Origin of the sequence: Veillonella sp. DNF00869 (assembly GCF_001553345.1) — a bacterium.
Taxonomy (GTDB): Bacteria; Bacillota; Negativicutes; order Veillonellales; family Veillonellaceae; genus F0422.
Map to the genome: position 1 here is coordinate 70049 of NZ_KQ960772.1, position 23628 is coordinate 93676.

Genomic DNA, 23628 nt, shown 5'->3' on the forward strand with positions numbered 1-23628 from the left:
AGGTCTTCCATAGTGACAGAAATCAAAAATCAGTACGACTACAAAAAGCAGACTTATTATAAGTCACTATACATTCTTATTGGATTAGTGATTTGTTTAGTTAGTTTTTTGACCGACATAGTAGTAGGCCCTGCAAATCTTACTCTTCATGATGTATGGCTTGCATTAATACAATCTCCCGATATTTCCAAGAATGCCTATGTTATCATATGGTCATTACGACTTCCAATGGCAATTATGGCATTATTAGTAGGTGCTGCACTAGGAATTGCTGGCGCAGGTATGCAGACTATTTTAGATAACTCATTATCTAGCCCCTATACATTAGGGATTTCTGCGGGTGCTGGTTTCGGGGCCTCTCTGATGGTAGTTGTAGGCGTGAGTGCACTAGAATTTTTAGGTGTGTTTATGGTTCCATTCGGAGCCTTTGTATTTGCGGCGCTCACAAGTTTTATTATCTATTCCATTAATAAAATAAAGAACTTTTCCTCTGAAACCATGATACTAGCGGGGATTGGAATGATGTTCTTATTTCAAGCCTTACAATCTCTAATGCAATATATGGCATCACCTGAAGCTTTACAAAATATTGTATTTTGGACAATGGGTAGCTTATCAAAAGCAAATTGGATTAATATTACTATTGTTTTAGTTGTATTAGTCATTATGCTACCGCTTATGATGAAAGAAGCATGGCATTTGACTGCCTTAAAATTAGGTGATGAAAAAGCTGCTGGACTAGGTGTAAATGTTGAAAAACTACGAGTAAAAGTGTTTGCTTTTATATCTATTATTACTGCAGTTGCAGTTTCCTTTGTTGGTACGATTGGATTTATCGGTATCGTAGGTCCACATATTGCACGTATGTTAGTCGGTGAAGATCAACGATTTTTCCTACCTTTATCGGCAGTATGCGGTATGGCTATCTTATCGCTTGCATCCATTGTAAGTAAAATGCTAGTACCTGGAGCTATGTTTCCAATCGGCATAGTAACTGCTATTATAGGTGTTCCTTTCTTCTTCTCATTGGTATTATCGAAAAAAAGGAGATTTTAAATGATTGAAGTTCAAAATTTAACATTTGGATATTCTTCTAAAGATGAATCTCAAATTTTGCGAGGCGTTGACTTTTCAGCTAAAACTGGAAAATTAACAGCTCTTATCGGTACTAATGGAGCAGGTAAATCCACATTATTAAAAGCAATAGTGGGACTTCTGAAATATAATGGAAATATTCTTATTAATGGAAATCCTACAACTCATTATTCGAATAAAGAATTCACTAATATGGTGAGCTATTTATCTCAAGATAATGATTGCAAGGTGAACTTAACTGTTTTTGAAGTAGTTATGTTGGGTCGCATGGGATCTATGTCTTTTAAGGTAAAAGATAGCGATATTGCGGCTACCAATGAAATTTTAGATCGACTGAATTTACAGAAGTTTGCTTCTAGAAATATAACAGAACTAAGTGGAGGGCAACGCCAACTTGTATTTATGGCACAAGCTTTAGTTAAAGAGCCACAAATTCTTATCCTAGATGAACCTACAAGTGCCCTTGACTTACACAAACAGTTCGATTTATTGACATTACTAAAAAATCTAACGGAAGAACATGGTTTTACTACATTAGTTACTTTGCATCATCTTGACCTAGCAGCAGCATTTGCTGATGAAATTATTGTTTTAAAAGAAGGTCGGGTGTATGCACAAGGCGCGCCTATAGACATTTTTACTGAGTCAATGATGGAAGATGTATACCAAGTTAAAACGAAGATTTACGTGGATAATAAAGGTTTTCCTCATGTAATACCTTTAGAAGCAATAAATTCATAATACAGAATAACCGCTTTTTCTAGTGTATGTAAAATGATATTGCATAATTTATAGTAATTTAATAGGAAATATGCTACTATAAGGGTAGATACTTACTATTATTATAAGTAAAACGAGGTGGTATTATGGCAAATTACAACCCTTATGAAAATATGCTGCAAACATTAGACTTAGCAGCGGACACATTGGGTATTACACGCAATGACTATGAAGTGTTGCGTCACCCTGAACGTGAAATGAACGTGGCTATTCCAGTACAAATGGATGATGGACATGTGGAAGTATTTACTGGCTACCGCTGCCAACATAGCTCCGTTCTTGGCGCATCTAAAGGTGGTCTTCGCTTTCATCCAGATGCAGATGAAAATGAAGTGCGCGCTTTAGGTGCGTGGATGACCATCAAAAATGCGATTGCTCATTTACCATATGGTGGTGGCAAAGGCGGCATCAAGGTAGATCCGAAAAAACTAAGTGCAAGAGAGTTGGAACGTTTAACACGTGGTTTCGTTCGTAAAATTGCTCCTATCATTGGAGTAGAACGAGATGTGCCAGCTCCTGATGTGAACACAAATCCGCAAATCATGTCTTGGATTGTCGATGAGTACAGTGCGTTAACTGGTCAATGGACACCAGGGATCGTAACAGGTAAACCATTAGCCATCGGTGGTTCTTTAGGTCGTAATGAAGCAACAGGTCGTGGCTGTATGTTTACATTACTTTCCTACTTGGAAAAACAAGGTAAATCTATTAAAGATTTGACGATTGCTGTACAAGGTTTTGGTAATGTAGGATCTGTTGGTGCTTTATTGATGCATCGTGAAGGTGCTAAAATCGTTGCCATCGGTGATGTACATGGATCTCTGTACAATGCAAACGGCATCGATGTAGAAAAAGCTTACGAATATGCAAATTCTCATGGCCGTTCTTTAGAAGGCTACGAAGAGCCAGGTATGACACGAATCCCTAATCCAGATTTATTGTTATTGGACGTAGACGTGCTATACTTAGCGGCCTTAGAAAACCAAGTGAACGAAGCCAATATGAAAGATGTAAAAGCGAAATTAATCTTGGAAGGTGCTAACGGACCATTAACGAAAGATGCAGACTTATACTTCTTTGAAAAAGGTATTCCTGTATTGCCAGATGTATTAGCGAATGGTGGTGGCGTGGTGGTATCCTATTATGAATGGGTACAAAATAAAGCTGGCTTCTACTGGTCTGAGGAAGAAGTAAACGAAAAATTAGCGAAGAATATGAAGAAAAGCTTTGAAGAAGTATGGGCTATGCAAGAAGAATTTAAAGTATACCCAAGGCTGGCTGCGTACATGGTGGCATTGCGTCGTTTAGTAGAAGCATTAAAAATTAAAGGATATAACGGTTAATATATCTGCCCTATCTGCTCATCTTAGATGATGTAATACTTACTAGAGAGCTAGATGTTGTTATCATAACTAGATAGTCAGATGGAAACATAGATTGTAACGGTATATGAGAAAAGGAACTATACAAGATCGAATGATCTTTGCATAGTTCCTTTTTTGTGCTTTGTATAGGTTTTACTAAAGAAGAAAGGTCCTCCGTCTATTTTACAATAGACGGGGACCTATTTAGGTATATATAAGAGTTTTATTTAATATGTTTACTACCACGTTCTGTCATCGGTGTGCCATTTTGGCAAAGTGGGCATGCATCAGCTTCAAATGTTGGTACTGTTAAGTTCAACAAGGCTTGTACTTTTTCTTTTGGCACACCAAAGTCTGCTTTACCACCGCTGCGGTTTACAAGAAGGCCTACGCCAACGATTTCACCGCCAGCTTCGTTTACAACATCTACTACTTCACGAACGGATCCGCCTGTGGTTACGATGTCTTCTACGATAAGAACACGTTGTCCTTTTTCAATGCGGAAACCACGACGCAATGTCATTTTACCTTTTTCTCGTTCTGTAAAGATAGCACGAGTGCCTAAGGCTTTACCTACTTCGTGAGCCAATAAGATGCCACCAGTCATAGGTCCGATCACAAGCTCTACATTTTGATTTTCAAAACGACGAGCTAACTCTTGGCATAATTGTTCTGTATATTTTGGATGAGATAAGACGTTAAATTTTTCTACATACATAGGGCTGTGAAGGCCAGATGTTAGCAAGAAATGTCCTTCTAAAATAGCTTGTGTGTCGATCAATAATTGTTTTACATTCTCTTCTGTCATCATTTTTAAACTGTCTCCATTTCCTCAACAATTAAACGAACTGCTTCTTGTGGATTTTCTGCTTGTGTAATTGGTCGTCCTACCACAATGCGAGAGGCCCCATCTTGTAAAGCGCTACTAGGGGTAGCAATACGTTTTTGGTCGTTAGTAGCGGCAAACGATGGACGGATACCTGGTGTGACGATTAAGAAATCTTCTCCGCAGGCTTCACGAATTAGTTTCGCTTCTAATGGGGAAGCCACAACGCCATCTACACCAGCCTCTTTAGCTAGTTTAGCTAGTTTTACTACATGGTCTGAAATTGGTAAAGAACCACCAATAGCGGACCAGTTTTCATCATCAAAGCTGGTTAGCGCTGTAATCGCCAATAGTTTAGGACGCTCAATGCCTAGTTCAGCAGCTTGTTCTTTGGCGGCGTTCATAGCCGCTTCCATCATCACTTTGCCACCTTGACTGTGGATAGTGATTAATTTTGCTCCCAAACGAGTTAATGATTTAATACCATGGGCTACCGTATTTGGAATATCATGTAACTTCAAGTCAAGAAATACGGATTTATTGTGGTCCCGTAAAAATGCTACAGTTTGTTCACCTGCTGCATAAAATAATTCCATACCAACTTTATAATAGCTGACGGAATCGCCTAAGGATGTTACGATGGATTTCATCTCCTCTAGTGAGGACACATCTAAGGCTACAATTAAACGATCATCTGCCATAGGAACCTCCTTGTTTCACAAATCGTACTATTATTTCATAGTTTATAGTGAAAGTCAAGAACTTTATATATTCGTTGAAATTTAAATGACTATAATTTATAATGAAACTACAATTGGATACGTATTTGATAGGAGATGAAACTATGAAATTAGTTGTGACAGTGGTAGGGCAAGACAGAGTAGGTATTATTGCGGGAGTGACTCGTGTGTTAGCGGACAATGAAGTAAATGTAGTATCCATTAACCAAACTATTTTGGATGGTATCTTTAATATGATCATGATGTGTGAGGTCAGTGACTCCGCTGATTTAAGTGGTATCCAAAAAGCGTTAGCAGCAGAAGGAGAACGATTAGGGGTTCAAATTTTAGCGCAAAATGCAGCCATCTTTTTAAGCATGCATCGTGTGGGATAAGCGAGGGTACCTATGTTAAGTATTGAAAATATTTTAGAAACGAATCGGATGATTCAAGATAATAAGTTAGATGTGCGGACCATCACGATGGGGATTAGCCTATTAGGATGTATCTCGGAAGATGGGGAGCGTATGTGCACTCGTATTTACGACCATATTACGAAGGAAGCAGAATATTTAGTGAAAACAGGGGAAGATTTAGAGCGTGAACTAGGAGTACCTATCATTAATAAACGTATTTCTGTGACACCAATTTCTTTAATTGGTGGTGCCTCCAACTTACCCAACTATGTGTCCATCGCTCGTGCCTTAGATCAAGCAGCAAAAGCAGTAGGTGTAAATTTCATTGGCGGGTTCTCTGCCTTAGTATCGAAAGGGTATACAGAGGGAGATCGCAAGCTCATAGCTTCCATTCCTGAAGCGTTAGCGACAACAGATATCGTGTGTAGCTCCGTAGGTATCGGTTCTACAAAGGCAGGCATCAATATGGATGCAGTGGCTGACATGGGGCACATTGTGAAAGAAACAGCCCGTCTCACAGCCGATAGAGATGCTTTGGGTTGTGCGAAGCTAGTGATTTTCTGCAATCCTGTAGAAGATAATCCGTTCATGGCAGGGGCTTTCCATGGGGTCACAGAAGGTCAGACAACAATTAGTGTTGGCGTCAGTGGTCCCGGAGTAGTAAAACATGCTTTGGAATCTGTAAAAGGTGAACCATTTGATGTAGTAGCGGAAACGATTAAACGGACAGCTTTCAAAATTACTCGTGTGGGACAATTAGTAGCACAAGAGGCATCACGTAGATTGAATAAACAATTTGGTATTATCGATATTTCTTTAGCACCCACACCTGCCGTAGGGGACTCTGTAGCACATGTGCTAGAAGAAATGGGGTTAGAAGCGTGCGGTACCCATGGTACTACGGCAGCTTTGGCCTTGTTGAACGATGCTGTGAAAAAAGGTGGCCTTATGGCATCTTCTCACGTAGGTGGATTAAGTGGTGCTTTCATTCCTGTCAGTGAAGATAAGGGCATGATTGATGCGGTTACATTAGGCAGTTTGTCCTTAGATAAATTAGAAGCTATGACTTGTGTTTGCTCTGTGGGACTAGATATGATTGCTGTCCCTGGGGATACGTCGGCAGCCACTATCTCAGCTATCATTGCAGACGAGGCAGCTATCGGTATGATTAATAATAAAACGACCGCTGTACGACTCATTCCTGTACCAAATAAGACGGTAGGGGATATTGTAGAGTTTGGTGGACTCTTGGGATATGCACCGATTATAAAAGTGCATCCATTTAGTTCGGAAGAGTTCATTCGCCGTGGTGGTCGTATTCCGGCGCCGGTACGTAGTTTGACTAACTAATACCTGTATACTAAGTATGAAAGTGAGGTTATCTCATGAAACAAATTGTTGTGATGGAACCATTAGGAGTATCCGAAACATTGTTACAATCCCTAGCGGAGCCTTTCAAGGCAGAAGGCTATGAACTAGTCGTATACGGCACAAAGGAAACCAATCAAATAAAATTATTGGACCGTGTTCGTCAGGCGTCTATCATTATCTTGGCGAATCAACCTTTGTCAGGTGAGATCATTCGCCAATGTCCAAACTTAGAATTCATATCTGTGGCTTTCACAGGAGTAGACCATATTGATTTGGCGGCATGTCGTGAAAAAGGTATCGTCGTGAGCAATGCGGCAGGCTATTCCACACAAGCCGTTACAGAATTGGTGTTTGGATTAGCTATTTCCGTACTTCGTCATGTATTGCCTTGCGATGGTCGCACACGGACAGGTGGTACAAAAGATGGATTACCTGGATTTGAGCTACACGGTAAAACTTTTGGCGTCGTAGGAACGGGTGCGATTGGTAGTGCTGTGGCTCGCATTGCGAAAGCTTTTGGCTGTAAGGTTATCGCCTATAACCGTTCAGAAAAACCTGAGTTAGTGGCAGAAGGGATTACTTTTACAGACCTAGACACAGTGGTACAAGAAGCAGATATTCTATCCTTACATGTACCATTAACAGAAGAGACACGCCATGTAATTGATGCAACACGCATTGATATGATGAAAGATACAGCCGTGTTAATCAATACGGCGCGTGGACCTGTGGTGGATAACGAAGCTTTGGCGAAAGCCTTGCATGCCCGTAAATTACGTGGCGCAGGCATCGATGTATTTGAAGTAGAACCGCCAATCCCGACAGATCATCCATTATGCGATGCACCTCGTACAGTATTAACGCCGCATATTGCCTTTGCTAGCCAAGAGGCCTTTGTCACACGAGCGCATATTGTGATGGATAATATTGTGGCATTTTTGAAAGGGGAGCCTGTGAATCGGGTGTGTTAAATAGAGGTATATAAACTATTTAGCTTTGTTGTTTCAATAAGAGTTATTGAATAGGTAGTTTAAAAGTTAGTGTCTAACTAAAATGAAAGAGACTATAATAATAGTTGAATGCTATTGTTATAGTCTCTTTTTATCATTAAAATAAATTCGAAAAATTGTTCGAAAAAAGTTTATTTAAATACGTATTTGTGTGTTATAATATAAATAAAAAAGTAGTATTAAAAACTTAAATCAATATATAATGGATGAAAGTTAAAGATTGATTGGAGGAAAATTTAGAGTGAATATAATAAGTTTGTTTGCAGGTGCTGGAGGATTAGATTTAGGGTTTGAAAAAGCTGGATTTAATGTAGTGGCAGCTAATGAATATGATAAAACAATTTGGGAAACCTATGAGAACAATCATGAGGCTGAACTCATAAAGGGGGATATTTGCAATATTTCTTCAGATATGTTTCCAGAATGTGATGGAATTATAGGCGGTCCACCATGTCAATCTTGGAGTGAGGCTGGGTCTTTAAAAGGCATTGATGATCCAAGAGGGCAGCTGTTTTATCAATATATACGTATTTTACAAGATAAGAGACCTAAATTTTTTCTTGCAGAAAATGTGAAAGGTATGATGGCAAAACGTCATAGTACCGCAGTAGAAAATATAATTTCTCAATTCGAAGAAGCTGGATATGATGTCTTTATTTGTTTGTTGAATGCCAGTGATTACAGTGTACCTCAAGACAGAAAACGAGTGTTTTATGTAGGCTTTAGAAAGGATTTAAATGTTAAGTTTGAGCCACCTACTCCACATGAAACTAAAAAAACATTCAAGGATGCAATTTTTGATTTAAAAGATTCGGCAATTCCAGCTTTAGAAAAAAACAAAACTAATGGTGATAACTGTAAAGTTTTAAATCATGAATATTTTACTGGAGCATATTCATCTATGTTTATGAGTAGAAATCGAGTTAGACAATGGGATGAACCAGCATTTACAGTTCAAGCGTCAGGGAGACAATGTCAATTACATCCTCAAGCACCGGTAATGCCTAAAGTAGAAAAAAATAAAAATATATTCGAGCCAGGAAAAGAAGAGCTTTACAGAAGATTAACGATTAGAGAGTGTGCTAGGGTTCAAGGATTTCCAGATGATTTTAAATTTTATTATACAAATCTTAATGATGCATACAAAATGATCGGTAATGCGGTACCAGTAAATCTAGCCTATGAGATGGCTAAGTCAATTTTAGTAGCATTAAATGGAGAAAATAAAGAAAAGAATTAACGTATAGGTAGAATAGTGTAATTATGGGAGGGCAAACATGAGCGTTAAAAGTAACAATCAAGGGAGAGCATATGAATTTGCATGTTTGAATACGTTACATGAAGAAATATCTAAGTATAGAGTTTCAAAGATTGAGAAAAATTCAACCTATGAAGCTGCAAAGAGGGCATGGAATACATTAGAGGAGTCTGAAAAAAATATATATAGAATTAGTGCATTAGCAGGAACCAATACAATTTTAGAACTTGAACCATTAATCTTGGATGATGGAGATGGGGAATTAGAGTTGAAACTGCAATCTGATGATAACGGTCAGGATGGAGATGTAAGGGATGTTCTAATTATTCGTAAAGATATTGAATGGGAAATTGGCATTAGTGTTAAACATAATCATTTTGCAGTTAAACACAGCAGGCTGTCAAAAGGGTTGGATTTTGGTAAAAAATGGTATGGAATAGAATGTTCTGATAAGTATTGGACTGATATTAAACCTATTTTTAATTATTTGGATGTAGAAAAATCTAAACAAACCTTATGGAAGGATTTACCGAATAAAGAAGATGATGTGTATATGCCTTTGTTATTAGCATTTAAAGAAGAACTAGATAGGCAGAACGAATTTGCAAATATTGCAAAAATGTTAGTAGAGTATCTTCTTGGAGAGTTTGACTTTTATAAGGTTATTAGTATAGATAGTAAAAGAACAACTCAGGTTCAGAGTTATAATTTAAGAGGCACTTTAAATCAAGAAGGCAAAAAACGTAAAAGAAGTATAAAATTACCTGTCGCATCATTACCTACACGGATTGTGAGTTTAGAATTTAAACCTGATAGTAAAAACACTTTAGAGTTATATTTAGATAGAGGGTGGCAATTTACATTTAGAATTCATAATGCATCGAGTAAGGTTGAGTCTAGCTTGAAATTTGATGTGCAAATCATTGGTGTGCCGACATCGATAGTTTCAATAGATTGTAAGTGGAAATAGGGCATAGATAATATTATTGGTGTATAGCAAATAATATGACAATAAAGAAAATAAAAGCGCAAGGAGTCAGCTAGTGTTTATAAAATTTTAGAGAAATAAAGGAGAGAAAATGAATAAGCTTATCTTTAAAAAGATAAAAAATGAAAATATTTTTGCGAAAGACTATGATAATTTTATAAAAAACAACGAAATAGAATTTTCCGATAGTGAAATTGCTGTTGTTTACGGTCCTAATGGAACTGGTAAAACTAGTTTGGTAAAAGCTTTGGCAAATGGTGAAAAAACTGCTATTCAATATTCATATAATGGCAAAGAGTATAATGACGACTCACAATTTATTATAATTAATGATCAAAATAATAGAAATATTATAAAAGGTGAGACTTCAGATTTTTTACTAGGTGATGATATTAAAAGAGAGCATGAATTATATGAGTATATTACTAATGAGTATGAAACCATTTGTACACAGAGTAATAAAATTCTAAAAGATAAATTTAAAATTACTTCAGGCAGTAGTAAATTAATAACGTATTTTTCGGAAAAGGATAATTTCCAAAAGAATATACAGGACTTAGCTAATAATAAATCTAAAGGTAAGAAAACAAAGATAGATGATTATATTGTTGGCTGGAGCAAATATAAACCATATGTGATTTCAGAATATGATGAAGCTAAATTAGAGTATTTTATGAATGATTTATCTACTTCGAAATCATTGATTCTTGAGATTGAAAGTATAGATACAACATTGGTAACCCAAAATACTCGAATTCGTGAGGTAGAAAAGAATACAGAAGCAATTAGGATACTATCACATTTTTGTGATACGGAAGAGTGTATAGTTTGTGATTCAATAAATATAGGTAGAGAAAATCTATTAGCTAAAAAAACAAAAAATAAAAATAACATTTTAGAGACACTAGAACCTAAAATAAAAGATATTTTGGAAAAATTATCCTCTAGTAGTACAGTTGAAGATCCTTTTAATATAAAAAATGTTTTGATAGCAGCTATTGAAACGGGCGAATTAGAGGGAATTTGTAACCTAAAAGATGATATTCAAGACTATAGGGATATATTCGTAAAGAAAGTGATAAATGAACTGCTAGAAATATTGAATCATTCAGATATTAGGGATAAAAATGAAGAGTATAAAAAATTGATAAATGAAAAGCCAGAAATTAATGATGAAGATTTCTTGTATATTGAAGAAATTATTAATAATAGCATGTTTAAAAAGATTCGAATTGGTAGAGATGATAAGAAGAATATTCAGATTTTTATAGAGGATAAAGAGTTTTTAGGAATAGATAGGGAAGAACTGCCTTTAAGCTCAGGTGAACAAAACTTTTTGTCACTGACGTTAGAGTTTTTAAAAGCGAAGAATTCTGATAAACCTATTGTAATTTTAGATGATCCTATCTCTAGTTTTGACTCTATTTATAAAAATAAAATTGTATATGCAATTATTAAAATTTTAGATAAAAAGAAAAGGGTTATCTTAACCCATAATGTCGACTTATTGAGATTGCTAGATGGACAACTAAAAAAATGCTTTAATCTTTTTCTATTTAATAATACTGAAAATGAGGAAAATGGTTTTATACCATTGAAACCTGATGAACGGGATATGCTCATAAGTTTAGATACATTGTTAAAAGCATTTAGAACTAAAATTTATAAATATGTAAAAAATAAAGAGTTATTTTTAATTTCTTTAATTCCGTTTATGCGTGGATATGCAACGATTATTAATAATGAAGATGTTAAAGAGAATCTGACGCAAGTTATGCATGGATTTAAAGATGAACTTGTAGATATTGGATCATGTTATCAAATATTATTTGGAAAGCATGATGGTATTCATAAACAATATGAAGTATCGGTTGATTCAATTTTGAATCAATCGATTGAGGAATGTGAAATAGTAGATAATGAAAAATACCCATTATTAAATCGTACATTAAGACACTCTTTTATATATTTATATTTGAGGTTATTGATAGAAAAAGTTTTGGTTTCGAAATATAAGATAAATACAGAGGGACGAAATGGAGCTAAGCAATTAGGGCAAATAATTTCTAAAGCATTTCCTGACAGCTCTGATAAGGATGCCATGAAGAAAAGAGTTTTCCTTACCACTAAGAAAACATTGCTTAATGAATTTAATCATTTTGAAGGAAATTTAAGTATTTTTCAACCGGCAATTGATATTACAAATCAGATATTAGAAGAAGAAGCTAAAAAAATAATAAATTTTCTGAAAAATTTGTAAGGATATTGAACTCTTAATGAAAGGTTGAGTTAAAGTAAATTATTATAAGATGGTTCATATTCTCAGGATATAGATATAATATAGTGATTGCAATTTCCTTTCAATCGTCCTATAATACTTTGTATTACGTTTTAACAAACAATGGTACGCCCTAAGTGGACTCATAGAAAGGATGATTGGATGAGACCTGTACATACATTACCAAGCTATAGCTTTGGGGGACACGAAATTTTTGACACCATAGGAGAGTATACGAAACAGTTAGGCAAGAAAACTGTCATTATCGGTGGAGATACATCGTTATCTGTGGCATTACCTTTCTTGCAACCAGCCCTAGAAACAGCTGGGGTTGAAGTACTAGAGGTGGTACATTTTGGCGGTGAATGCGCCTATGCAGTAACGAATGAATTAGCGAAAAAGGAATCTTTGCAGACGGCGGATTTCCTTATCGGTGTGGGCGGCGGTAAGGCCCTAGATACCACAAAATTGACGAGTATCGCATTAGGGGATATTCCTGTCATCACAGTACCTACCATTGCCGCCACTTGTGCGGCTACATCCGAGGCGATTGCCATTTATACTTTGGACCATACCTTTGATAGCGTAGCCTTCCTAAAACGTCCTGCAGTGCATACATTCATTGATGCAGACATTTTGGTGAAAGCCCCAAGTCAATATTTCTGGGCAGGTATGGGTGATACCATAGCGAAGCATTATGAAACGCATATGGCTACACGTGGTCGTGATTTGTCCTATAATGTACAAGTAGGCTTATCCTTGTCTAAGATGTGTGCGGAACCAATTTTCGCTCATGGTCGTGAAGCCCTTACGGCTAATGAAAAGGGAGAACGTAACCGCCTTTTTGATGAATTGGTGATGGCCGTTGTACTGACCACAGGTATTGTATCTGGTTGCATGCCAGGAGATTTCAATAGTACCATTGCTCATGCTGTGTGCTATGGCTGCGCCGAAGATCCTCATACGGAAGAACACCACCTTCACGGCGAAATGGTTGCCTATGGCTTATTGGTGTTGTTTGCAGCAGACAAGCAAGATGACGAGTTAAGTCGCTGGTTGCCAGTGTATCGTCAAATTGGGTGGCCTACGAAACTTTCAGATATGGGATTAACAAAAGAACATATCCCAATGATCGTGAAAAAAGCAGCCTCCGTTCGTGACGTGGTCATCAGCCCTTATGTAGTGACAGAAGAATTATTGACTGAAGCGATTTTGAAAGTAGAAGCCCATAACTAATCATCAACAGGTATCTCTAGTGGAAAGAGGTACCTGTTTGTGCTATGATGGGGGTATGTTTAGGATATACATTGGAATGGTATGGCGTATGTTAGAAACCTGAGTCAGATTTTGGTGCCTATGAAATACTGGTGGTAGATATACAGGTGATGCCTGTTAGTAGAAAGGTTTAAATTCCATGGGATTGATATCTAATGTAGGTAAATTGAAAAGCAGTCTAACAAGCAAATCTAATGAAATTACAATTCAAAGTAGACAGTTTGTACACATTTAGGATACTCAGTGCAAAAAAACGAGAAGAAAGGAGCAGTAAATGACGATGGAACGCATAACATGGAATGAAATAGATTTTGTAAAGGTAGGAAATGCTACAGATGCTGTAGGTAAAACGGGTTTGACCGTATTGCGCTTTCCTCAGGGTGCCCAAGGGGGACTGCATATCAGTGGTGGAGGTCCTGCGGCTCGTGAAAGTGGAGTCCTCGATCCGACGACAGCGCCAACTCCAGTGAATGCCTTGGTCCTAGGCGGAGGATCCGCCTTTGGGCTATGTGCCAGCGATGGGGTGATGCAATCTTTAGAAGCACGGAATATTGGATTTCCCACAGCTTATGGGGTGGTTCCAATTGTTTGCCAAAGTGATATTTACGATTTATCCTATGGCAATCCAAAATCACGCCCTACGGTAGAGATGGCCCGTGATGCTTGTGAAAGGACTTTCACAAGCACAGAACCTATGTCTGGCAATGTGGGGGCTGGTACAGGAGCTACCGTAGGTAAGGTATGTGGCATGGAACGGGCTATGAAGGGTGGCATTGGTTATGCGGCGGCGAAACTAGGGAACCTCGTAGTGGGCGCCGTCGTGGTGGTGAATGCCTTCGGCAATGTGTATGATCGTCATGGACATGCCTTAAGGGGCGTCATGGACGAAGGGCGCCAGAACATATTGGATGCTTGTCAGTTGATGTTTGACCAATATGAGGGACGTAGTGAAAGTAAACCTCTATTAGGTAAATTTGTGAAATCTAAGATGAGGAACGAAACTTTACAGGATGGTAACTCCCCGTGTGAAGCGGGCCTAGGTATGGAAAAAGGAAATACTACCATCGGTGCTATCGTGACGAATGCAGCCTTTCATAAAGGTGAACTAACCAAGATTGCCATGATGGCTACCAATGGCTATGCGCGGTCTATTCGACCGGTGGGGACCCTGTCCGATGGAGATACAATTTACGCCTTTTCTGTGAATGCAGAGTCTGAAAATCTGTGTGGGATAACTAAGCCTATAGTAGGCGATGTGAACGTGGTAGGCACTTTGGCTACGGAGTTAATGTGCGAAGCCATCGAAGATGCTATGCAATCTAGCAAGATAGATAATTCCGAGTTTTTAGCAAATATAATTGATTTACACGAAGTGAAAATTTAAGGTATATAAAAAATGCTTGCATTTTATATGAAAGTGCTATATAATAACTCTTGTATTATTCCTCGATAGCTCAGCAGGTAGAGCAATCGGCTGTTAACCGATCGGTCGTAGGTTCGAGTCCTACTCGAGGAGCCATACAAGGCCCGTTGGTCAAGCGGTTAAGACACCGCCCTTTCACGGCGGTATCGGGGGTTCGATTCCCCCACGGGTCACCATATGGACGATTAGCTCAGCTGGGAGAGCGCCTGCCTTACAAGCAGGATGTCGGCAGTTCGATCCTGTCATCGTCCACCATAGTAAGAACCATCCATTCGGATGGTTCTTTTTTTATGTCGTCATTTGTGTCGTCACTTATGATGCTATGTAGCCTGTGGCGTTCTTAACTTAATGGCAAAAGGGATGAGCACAGTATACTCCTCTCAAACGGCATTTCATGATGTTTGTTCGGGGCACACCGTGCTCTTCTTGTGCTTGTATGATTTAGGTAAAAAGGAACGCCATAAGGCTACTACTCGTAACGGCGTTCCTCAGTGGGAGGTTGTTTTGGACTAAGTTGTGATTTTCTGCGTGTAGGATATTGGTATGAATGCGATAAGGTGTAACTATATTATGGTACTGTTTCTATGAGAGTATTACAAGGTTATGTATGGTCATAAGTTGGGGAGTTGGTGTATACTTTAGGTAATATAATTAGAGAAAAAATCTAGGAGGGATAGCTATGAGCGGATTTGTGTAGCCAGATAAAGAGGCAGAAAAAGCATTTCGGAAGATGGTGAAGGATAGTATTCTATTGATGCTAGCATCGTTATAATAAAAAGCTGTAACACAATATACCATTGCGTTACAGCTTTTACATTTGCTTAATCAAATATATTACATATTACAAAGAACATATGTTACACTATTAATGAAGAGTAAAACGTGGTTTAGGTTCATCTCCGAAAGGGGGTGATGCTATGTCAGTATTTGAAATACTTTCCCTAGGGATTAATTTCTTAATGCTCATAGTAGCGATTATCACCTTATATGTAATGCTACGACGTAAGTAGTGTTCCTATAAAAGAAACCGTGCCTAATGTAAAGAGAAGTATCTCATCACGTTAGGCACAAAAGTCAAATTTTGATGAGCCTAACGCGCCACACGTTTTGCTCTTCTTTGTATATAGGATAGCATATTTTGTAAAAAAGGTAAATGCAATCGTCTATAAGTGCTATCATAAGAATGTATAAAAATGATGGCATGAAAATGTAATAGATCTGTTACGTAGAGACGTTTTATAAGGTTAAATATGATAAAATATAGGTAGAATAGCAGAGGAAAAGGTAGTATAAAGTGGGAAACCGTGAAAAAGTTTTTTGTTATATTTTGACCAAAGTATGGATAGACCCAATAGGAGTCAAAAGGTACGTATTGGAAGATGGCTTAGACACCAATAACGAAGATGAAATGGAAACTGTATGAAAGACAAACGAACGTTAACATATACAATTGAAAATACGATAGCACCGACGTTAGGGGAATGGCTAGATATTCATCAATTTCCTCGGAAAACGATGAAAGAACTCTTCGGGGCCAAGGCTGTTCGATTAGATGGACAGATTTGTACAGCTAAATCTGAACTTTCAAAGGGGATGGTATTAGAAATTATCCCCTTAAAAGAACGCATCGACCACGACCCAATAGAAATGCCCTTAACGATAGCCTATGAAGATGAAGATATTCTTATTGTAGATAAACCATCGGGAATCACGATGAATTCAAAAGGACAAGTCTCCTTAGCAAATGGGGTAGCTCACTATTTTAAAGTACATAACATCTGCGGAAAGGTACGGTTTTTAAATCGTTTAGATCGAGATACGTCTGGATTGGTGGTAGTAGCCAAGCATGGATTAGCACAACACTTTTACCAACAGCAGATGGATGATAATCGTTTGGAAAAGTGGTACCGAGCGACGTTGAAAGGGCGATTGGCACAACAGCATGAGGTACTAGAATTACCTATCCGCAAAAGTGCAGATGGCATCCATCAAGAGGTACACCCAGAGGGTGTGATGACAAAAACGGAATATGAAGTGCTACACTATGATGCGGCACAAGATACAACAGACCTGCGCATTCGCTTGTGGACGGGCAAGACTCACCAAATTCGAGTGACCATGGCACATATAGGACATCCTTTGGTACATGACCCGTTGTATGCTGATGAGGGAGTGTTGGAACCCAGACAGAGTGCATGGGGGATAGATGAGGCACAATGTTACAAAGGCTTACAACAAGAGGTAACAAATACATCGAAAGGACAGATAGAAGACATAGGCAAGACGTTTGCCCTTAGGGCCTATCGTTTAGTGTGCTATCAGATGCGAACAGGTGAGCAAATCGTAATAGAAGTACAATAGCCGTATATTGTTATAGCTGTAGTTACTAACCTAATTCTTACCAATGATATAAAAAACACAAAAAACACGAAAACTAAAATCGTGCGCGAAATCGCGGTTTTTGTGTGTGAAAATTTTAGAATCGTGCTTTTTTGTTCCATATTTAGTTTCTATGTGTGATATAAAAAGCTATCGCTATTATGTTGTAGGGATGACCATAGCACTCTCCACTATTTATGGCAGGTAATGCACACCCAGTTGTTTTCTGTAGTAGTAGATAAATTGATAAATCCAGCCTCTGAGGCTGCATCGATAAGTGTTTGTTCTTCTCCCTCTTGAATGCCACTCATAATGAATACGCCCTTAGGTTCTAGACAACGGTAGGCATCGTCTAATAAACGTAACAAGATAGGGGTAATAATGTTAGCCACGATGAGAGAGGCTGTTTCCGCCACGCCTTCTAATAAATTATTTGTTCGTACAGTCACAACGGATTCCAATTGATTCATTGCCACATGGTTACGAGCGTTGGCTGTGGCTGTTTCATCTAGGTCAAAGGCTGTCACAGACTGAGCGCCAAGGGCTCCTGCGGATAAGGCGATAATGCCAGACCCTGTGCCCACGTCGAAAACCGTACTTTTAGGGGTTAAATGCTGAGACATCGTTTGGATCGCCAATCGTGTAGTAGGATGGTCGCCAGTACCAAAGGCAATGCCTGGTTCGATGCGGATCACACGTTCATCATCGCGAGGACTATACTCCGCCCAATCGGGAATAATCGTCAAATGTTCCGTCATTGAAATCGGAGGATATTGTGTTTTCCAATCATCCCAACCAGACTCATCAGCCATAGTAATAGATAGATTGAGGGGGCCGAAATCCATGGTGAAAGTACTTTGTAACTGCTGAATCTCACTGTTGATGAGAGCTTCTAAGTCATCGACAGCATATAGGCCGGGATCGATATAAGCTTTCACAGTCACATCAGAGGAATCGTAGAGCTCCTCTCGGTCTGGTTTGATAATACCAAATCCATCATCTGTGAGTTGATCAAATTCATAGGGATCTTCCGTATAGCCCCCTTCTGCACCTAGTGCGAGCAATGTATCTGTTATAAGTTCAGACGCTTCATGTGTCGTGGTCAGTGTGATTTCTAGCCATGCCATAGTGGTACCTCGTAAATATAATATACATATAGTGTAATATAATATACACATAATGTAATCGTAATCATAAGCGGTTATATTATCATGTATACTAACGTATCTGTAGTTCGAAGTCGTGTTCACCGTTACTAATGACGACGTTAGTTATCACTAGTATACTATCATATCTGTCATACTTAGCGAAACCGCTTCTTGTAGGAAATTCTAAATATAGTACTATCCAATACAAAGGGAGTACTTTCATTTGCAAACATAGCGATGTTTTCCATTGAAGAAAAATTCATTTGCAAAAAGCACGAAAATTTCCATTGAAAGTTTGTCTTATTACTAAGGTGGAAAAGTATTGCATTTTAAATTAAATGTAGATAGACTCAAGTCATGCTAAAGTGTACAAATTCATACAGTAGTGACATAAAAAAAGGATAGCCGAGTCAATCTCAGCTATCCTTTTTGCGTTACATATTATTTTTTCTTAAGTCGGTACGCAATGTACAGAGCACCAATCCACACTGGGATGATGTAGATGGATGTGCGCATAGAATCCATTGTTAACATAACGCCTACTGCCATAGCGATGAAGGCAAAGCAGAAGTAATTTGTAAATGGATACAAGATGGATTTGAATTTCAATTCATCAAGGCGACCTTCGCGAGCAAAGCGTTTGCGGAATTTAAGGTGCGTCACTGGAATGATGAACCATGCAATGATGAGACCAGCTACGATGATAGCCAATAATTGTAGGAACACATCACTAGCACTTGGGAAGATGTATGTTAAGAATACAACGATCAAGGCTAAGGCTGCACAGAACAAGGTAGCGATCAATGGCACTCCTGTAGCTGTTAAATTCTTGAAGATTTTAGGTGCATCACCAGATAATGCCATGCTGTGCAAAATACGAGAATTACTGTATAGCAAGCTATTGTACACAGATAATGCGGCTACTACAACAACGAAGTTCAAGATATGTGCGGCTGCGGGAATGCCAATGTTCGTAAAGATTTGGACAAATGGACTCGCATGAGTACCTAATTCGTTCCATGGAGATAGTGCCATGATGATAGTCATCGTACCTACATAGAAAATCAGGATACGAGCTAACAACTCGTTAATCGCTTTTGGTAACGTTTTTTCAGGATTTTCAGCTTCCCCAGCAGTGATACCAATGAGTTCCACCCCACCAAAGGAGAACATCACCACAGCGATAGAGGCGATGAAACCATACGCACCATTTGGAAACAATCCGCCGTGAACCCAAAGATTAGAGAAGTTTTGCGGAAATGTACCCATATCTCCGAAGAAGATGAGGAAGATGCCGAAACCAATCATAGCAATGATGGCAACCACTTTAATGAGTGATGCAAAAAATTCCACTTCTCCATAGGCACGTACATTGATGAGATTAATCGCCGTCACTAATGTAATACAAGCTAGTGTAGTCATCCAATGGGGAATACCAGGTAACCAGAAATCTAAGTATACTGAAATAGCAGCAAGTTCCGCCATACTGGCAAGCATGTACACAATCCAGTAATTCCAACCAGATAAATAGCCAGCAAAGGAAGACCAATATTTACTTGCAAAATAAGTAAAAGAGCCAGACACAGGTTCACGAACTGACATTTCTCCTAGCATACGCATTAAAAAGAAAATAAAGATACCAGTTAATAAATAGGAGAAAATAACACCTGGTCCTACTAATTGGATTGTTGGGGCAGATCCGTAGAAGAGGCCGGTCCCCACAGAGGCGCCTAAGGCGATCATTTGCATGTGTCGACTTTTCAGTCCACGATGCAATGACGTCTTTGATTCATTATCTTTCATACTATATAACTCCCTTCCCATGTATGTTCTGAAATGATATATCTAATAGAATACCATAAACTATAGAATTAACCTAGTAAAATTTTAGTTTAGTAGAGAAGTAACGGATATATAGGTAACTATAAGTGATACTAGTTTTTTTATACATGACTCTATACTATGCGTAATTTGCATATATAAAATCCAGTATATTCAAAGGAGTTTATAAAAGTATGTAGAATTACTTAAACAATAGACTGTTTTCGGCTGTAAAGGAGGACGATGTTCATGAAAGAATATACTAGTGATTTGATCAGAAACGTGGCGGTGGTCTCCCATGACGGGGCGGGTAAAACAGCATTAGTAGAGGCATTATTATTGTCTTGTGGTGCTGTAGACTTTGTTGGTAAAGGTCAAGATAATAAACATATTATGGACTTTGAGCCAGAAGAAATCAAACGGAATGTCACTATCCAATTAGGCATGGCGCCTTGTGAATGGAAAGGTCATAAAATTAACTTCATCGATACTCCAGGTTATTCTGAGTTTCATGGGGAAGTGCGGTCTGCTTTGCGCGCAGCAGACGGTATGCTGATGGTATTATCTGCTGGTACAGGCGTAGAAATCGATACCATTCGTGCTTGGGAGTATGGCGTAGAATTGCAAATGCCTCGTATGGCTTTCATCAATAAAATGGACGTTGAAAAAGCAGACTTCTTTGGGACTTTGGAAAAAATGCGGGAATTATTTGGTAAAGCGATTATGCCATTGCAAATTCCAATCGGTGAAGGGCCTACTTTCAAAGGTGTCGTAGACGTAGCAAAACGAACTGCCTATGTCTATGAAAACGGTAATATGACAGAAGTGGAAGTGCCAGCTGAGCTATCCGATAAAGTAGAAGAAATTCGTGAAATGACTGTGGAAGCGGCTGCAGAGGGTAATGATACATTATTAGAAAAATATTTAGATGGACAAGAATTGACCTTAGAAGAAATTCGTCAAGGTTTGCGGGAAGGTATGTTGACGGGCCGTGTATGCCCTGTCATGTGTGGTACTGCTTTGAGCCGTATAGGTATGGACCAAGTCTTAGATCGTATGATTCGTTATATGCCAGATGCAACGAAAAAAGTGATGACTGCTATCGGTGTGGATTCCCAAGAGGAACATATCGTGGTGGCAGATAAACCATTTACTGGCTTCGTATTTAAAACAATTCTTGACCCATTTGCGGGAAAACAAAGTTTTATCCGCGTGTTCTCTGGGGAATTGAAAGTAGGAGATAAACTCTATAATGTGACCCGTGATGTAGAAGAAAAATGGGGCAAAATGATGACCTTAATTGGTAAACAACAAGTGCCAGTGGAAGTAGCGAAAGCCGGCGATATCGTGGTGATTCCTAAATTAGCAGAAACGAAAACAGGGGATACCTTTGGTACAGCTGAATTTAAAGTGAAATATGCACCAATCCGTTTCCCACAACCTTTATACCGCATAGCTATGGTACCTGAGAAAAAAGGGGAAGAGGAAAAATTAGCGAACGCTCTGGGACGTATTTCTGAAGAAGATCCAACTTGTGAAGTGGTGAAAGATGTGGAAGGTCGTCAAATGCAAGTGCGTTGTATGGGCGATGTTCATTTAGAACATATTTTACAAAAAATGGAACGCAAATATGGAGTACGTGCTAAATTAGAAACACCGTATATTCCATATCGTGAAACCATTCGTGGCACAGTGGAAGTAGAAGGTAAACATAAAAAACAAAGTGGTGGTCATGGTCAATATGGCCATGTGAAGCTTGGTATTGCGCCATTATATGAAGGTGAGTTCGAGTTTATCGACAAAATCTTTGGCGGTGCTGTGCCACGTCAATACATTCCAGCTGTAGAAAAAGGTGTTCGTGAAACGTTGGAAAAAGGTCTTTTGGCAGGATATCCGATGATCGGTATCCAAGTGACATTATTAGACGGTTCCTATCATACAGTGGACTCCTCGGAGTTGGCATTCAAAATGGCAGCAGCTCAAGCTTTGAAAAAAGGTGTGCCTGATGCGAAACCAATTTTGTTAGAACCAGTCTACAATGTGAATGTCATCGGACCAGAAGAATTTATGGGCGATATCATGGGTGATTTGAATAGCCGCCGTGGTCGCGTACTCGGTATGGACCAAGGTGTGCGTGAAGGAATCACTGTGGTGAAAGCCCAAGTTCCATTGGTGGAAATGCTAGATTATGTAACAGTATTGCGCTCCATGACGCAAGGACAAGGTGTGTTTAATATGGAGTTCAATGGATACGAAGAAGTGCCACATAAACAAGCAGAAACAATCATTGCGGGATTTGCGGGTCACGAAGAGTCGTAACTTGTGATGCTATGTAGCCTGTGGCGTTCTTAACTTAATGCAAAAGGGAAGAGCACGGTATACCCCTCACAAACGGTATTTCATAATGTATCGTCTCTTGTTAGGTTATGCAGCCTATGGCGTTCTTAACTGAATAGGGCAAAGGGAAGAGCACGACACATTCCTCCGCAAACTGATACAGTGGTTAGGTTTGCTCCGGAACATGCCGTGCTCTTCTTGCGTATGTGTAATTTAGTTAGTAAAGGGACGCCACAAGGCTACTACTCGTAACGGCGTTTCTCAATAATTCAACTCATTGATCTAGTAAAATAGACAATGAAAAAGCCTAACGTATAAGGTCTATCATACCTTAACACGTTAGGCAATTTCTGCTTCTATAGTTCTTGAGATGAGCCTAACGCTAGCTGCACGTTGGTGGCTCTTCCTTTGTTGTTTTTAGTATAGCATAGTTTGTGAGAGAATAAAAGTAGAGTTTCTTGTGTGGCATAATTTAGGGAATAATGGAATGCTGTAGGGTGGCTTTGTATTACTAGGATTCTCAGAATTTGTGTTTGACCTTATATGGTGTTGCTAGTATAGTAGATAGAGATAGATACGATTCATAGGGCGCTGTGGGGTGCCTTTTATATACGGAGATAAAGGAGTAAGTCATGATATATCAAAATATTGCTATAGATTATACACAGTTTCGATATCCTAAAGCGGTAGAGAGGGCTCTTGAGTTTTTGAAAGCGAATGATTTTACGAGGTTTGCAGGTGGTCGCTACCCGATTGAGGGTGACTTGATGTATGCCAATGTGGATATTGTGAACACAAGGGTCTATGAGGAGACGAAGATTGAAGGGCACAAGGATTACATGGATGTGCAATTTCTAGTGGCTGGGAAAGAAGAAATGGAAATTCTCATTCGTCAAACTTTTCCGGACGTGGTTGAGGCGTATGATGACAAGGATTGTTACTTTTACGATCCTACAGAAAGTGGCACGGTAAAAATTGATGTACGCCCAGGGGATTATTGTATTTTTTATCCTGGAGAATTGCATCGCACCTTGATTGCACCGAATGAGGTACAAGAAATTCGCAAGGTCGTGGTAAAGATTCATAAAAGTCTATTAGCCGAGTAAGATTAGGCGTTAATAGGGTGTAGCAATGATGATA

Annotated in this window: 19 protein-coding genes and 3 tRNA genes; 18 read left to right on the forward strand and 4 right to left on the reverse strand. The window is 38.7% G+C overall.

Annotated elements, in window-relative coordinates; all coding sequences use genetic code 11:
- Positions 1 to 12 precede the first annotated feature (12 nt).
- The 3 genes from HMPREF3032_RS07315 (at position 13) to HMPREF3032_RS07325 (ending at position 3218) form a co-directional block, all read left to right on the forward strand.
- On the forward strand, positions 13 to 1056 hold the full coding sequence (locus HMPREF3032_RS07315; RefSeq protein WP_062403631.1) for a FecCD family ABC transporter permease: 1044 nt from the start codon (positions 13 to 15) through the stop codon (positions 1054 to 1056).
- Complete coding sequence (locus HMPREF3032_RS07320) at positions 1057 to 1836, forward strand: ABC transporter ATP-binding protein (protein WP_062403634.1); 780 nt, start codon at positions 1057 to 1059, stop codon at positions 1834 to 1836.
- A gap of 125 nt (positions 1837 to 1961) precedes the next feature.
- Positions 1962 to 3218, forward strand: coding sequence for a Glu/Leu/Phe/Val family dehydrogenase (locus HMPREF3032_RS07325; protein ID WP_062403637.1), 1257 nt, complete (start codon positions 1962 to 1964; stop codon positions 3216 to 3218).
- Positions 3219 to 3462: 244 nt separating this feature from the next.
- Here HMPREF3032_RS07325 and pyrE read toward each other — a convergent pair whose 3' ends face one another.
- Complete coding sequence (gene pyrE, locus HMPREF3032_RS07330; protein WP_062403640.1) at positions 3463 to 4050, reverse strand: orotate phosphoribosyltransferase; 588 nt, start codon at positions 4048 to 4050, stop codon at positions 3463 to 3465.
- 2 nt (positions 4051 to 4052) lie between these two features.
- Positions 4053 to 4766 carry an orotidine-5'-phosphate decarboxylase gene (gene pyrF, locus HMPREF3032_RS07335; RefSeq protein WP_009353169.1) on the reverse strand — a complete coding sequence of 238 codons (714 nt, stop codon included), beginning with the start codon at positions 4764 to 4766 and terminating at the stop codon, positions 4053 to 4055.
- 143 nt (positions 4767 to 4909) lie between these two features.
- On the opposite strand from pyrF, the gene HMPREF3032_RS07340 reads away from it, so the two are divergent.
- From HMPREF3032_RS07340 to HMPREF3032_RS07395, 13 genes are all read left to right on the forward strand, one after another.
- Positions 4910 to 5179, forward strand: a complete 270-nt coding sequence (locus HMPREF3032_RS07340; RefSeq protein WP_009353203.1) for an ACT domain-containing protein — start codon at positions 4910 to 4912, stop codon at positions 5177 to 5179.
- Positions 5180 to 5191: 12 nt separating this feature from the next.
- Positions 5192 to 6550 carry a PFL family protein gene (locus HMPREF3032_RS07345; RefSeq protein ID WP_009353184.1) on the forward strand — a complete coding sequence of 453 codons (1359 nt, stop codon included), beginning with the start codon at positions 5192 to 5194 and terminating at the stop codon, positions 6548 to 6550.
- A gap of 35 nt (positions 6551 to 6585) precedes the next feature.
- Positions 6586 to 7542 carry a 2-hydroxyacid dehydrogenase gene (locus tag HMPREF3032_RS07350; RefSeq protein WP_062403643.1) on the forward strand — a complete coding sequence of 319 codons (957 nt, stop codon included), beginning with the start codon at positions 6586 to 6588 and terminating at the stop codon, positions 7540 to 7542.
- A 280-nt stretch (positions 7543 to 7822) separates the two neighbouring features.
- Entirely contained in the window at positions 7823 to 8821 is a 999-nt protein-coding gene (locus HMPREF3032_RS07355) for a DNA cytosine methyltransferase (RefSeq protein WP_062403646.1), read from the forward strand.
- 37 nt (positions 8822 to 8858) lie between these two features.
- Positions 8859 to 9809 carry a HaeIII family restriction endonuclease gene (locus HMPREF3032_RS07360; RefSeq protein ID WP_062403650.1) on the forward strand — a complete coding sequence of 317 codons (951 nt, stop codon included), beginning with the start codon at positions 8859 to 8861 and terminating at the stop codon, positions 9807 to 9809.
- Between the two features lie 109 nt (positions 9810 to 9918).
- Positions 9919 to 12087, forward strand: coding sequence for an AAA family ATPase (locus tag HMPREF3032_RS07655; RefSeq protein WP_072270780.1), 2169 nt, complete (start codon positions 9919 to 9921; stop codon positions 12085 to 12087).
- A 180-nt stretch (positions 12088 to 12267) separates the two neighbouring features.
- Positions 12268 to 13341 (forward strand): iron-containing alcohol dehydrogenase family protein, encoded by a 1074-nt coding sequence (locus tag HMPREF3032_RS07370; RefSeq protein ID WP_062403653.1) that lies wholly within the window; start codon positions 12268 to 12270, stop codon positions 13339 to 13341.
- 319 nt (positions 13342 to 13660) lie between these two features.
- On the forward strand, positions 13661 to 14764 hold the full coding sequence (locus tag HMPREF3032_RS07375; RefSeq protein ID WP_072270782.1) for a P1 family peptidase: 1104 nt from the start codon (positions 13661 to 13663) through the stop codon (positions 14762 to 14764).
- Positions 14765 to 14823: 59 nt separating this feature from the next.
- Positions 14824 to 14899 (forward strand) — tRNA-Asn (locus HMPREF3032_RS07380).
- Positions 14900 to 14904: 5 nt separating this feature from the next.
- Positions 14905 to 14979, forward strand: a tRNA-Glu gene (locus tag HMPREF3032_RS07385).
- Positions 14980 to 14982: 3 nt separating this feature from the next.
- Positions 14983 to 15058 (forward strand) — tRNA-Val (locus HMPREF3032_RS07390).
- Positions 15059 to 15720: 662 nt separating this feature from the next.
- Entirely contained in the window at positions 15721 to 15813 is a 93-nt protein-coding gene (locus tag HMPREF3032_RS07705) for a putative holin-like toxin (protein ID WP_231723418.1), read from the forward strand.
- Positions 15814 to 16222: 409 nt separating this feature from the next.
- A complete protein-coding gene (locus tag HMPREF3032_RS07395) occupies positions 16223 to 17164 on the forward strand; it encodes a pseudouridine synthase (RefSeq protein WP_062403658.1) in 942 nt (313 codons plus the stop codon).
- 209 nt (positions 17165 to 17373) lie between these two features.
- Here HMPREF3032_RS07395 and HMPREF3032_RS07400 read toward each other — a convergent pair whose 3' ends face one another.
- Both HMPREF3032_RS07400 and HMPREF3032_RS07405 read right to left on the reverse strand, forming a co-directional pair.
- Positions 17374 to 18309: a 50S ribosomal protein L11 methyltransferase gene (locus HMPREF3032_RS07400; RefSeq protein ID WP_062403661.1), complete on the reverse strand. Its 936-nt coding sequence runs from the start codon at positions 18307 to 18309 to the stop codon at positions 17374 to 17376.
- Between the two features lie 462 nt (positions 18310 to 18771).
- Positions 18772 to 20133: an amino acid permease gene (locus HMPREF3032_RS07405; RefSeq protein ID WP_062403664.1), complete on the reverse strand. Its 1362-nt coding sequence runs from the start codon at positions 20131 to 20133 to the stop codon at positions 18772 to 18774.
- A 267-nt stretch (positions 20134 to 20400) separates the two neighbouring features.
- Between HMPREF3032_RS07405 and fusA the strand changes: the two genes are divergently transcribed.
- A complete protein-coding gene (fusA, locus tag HMPREF3032_RS07410) occupies positions 20401 to 22470 on the forward strand; it encodes an elongation factor G (RefSeq protein WP_062403703.1) in 2070 nt (689 codons plus the stop codon).
- Positions 22471 to 23120: 650 nt separating this feature from the next.
- A complete protein-coding gene (locus HMPREF3032_RS07415; RefSeq protein ID WP_062403667.1) occupies positions 23121 to 23594 on the forward strand; it encodes a NanQ anomerase/TabA/YiaL family protein in 474 nt (157 codons plus the stop codon).
- Positions 23595 to 23628: the final 34 nt, after the last annotated feature.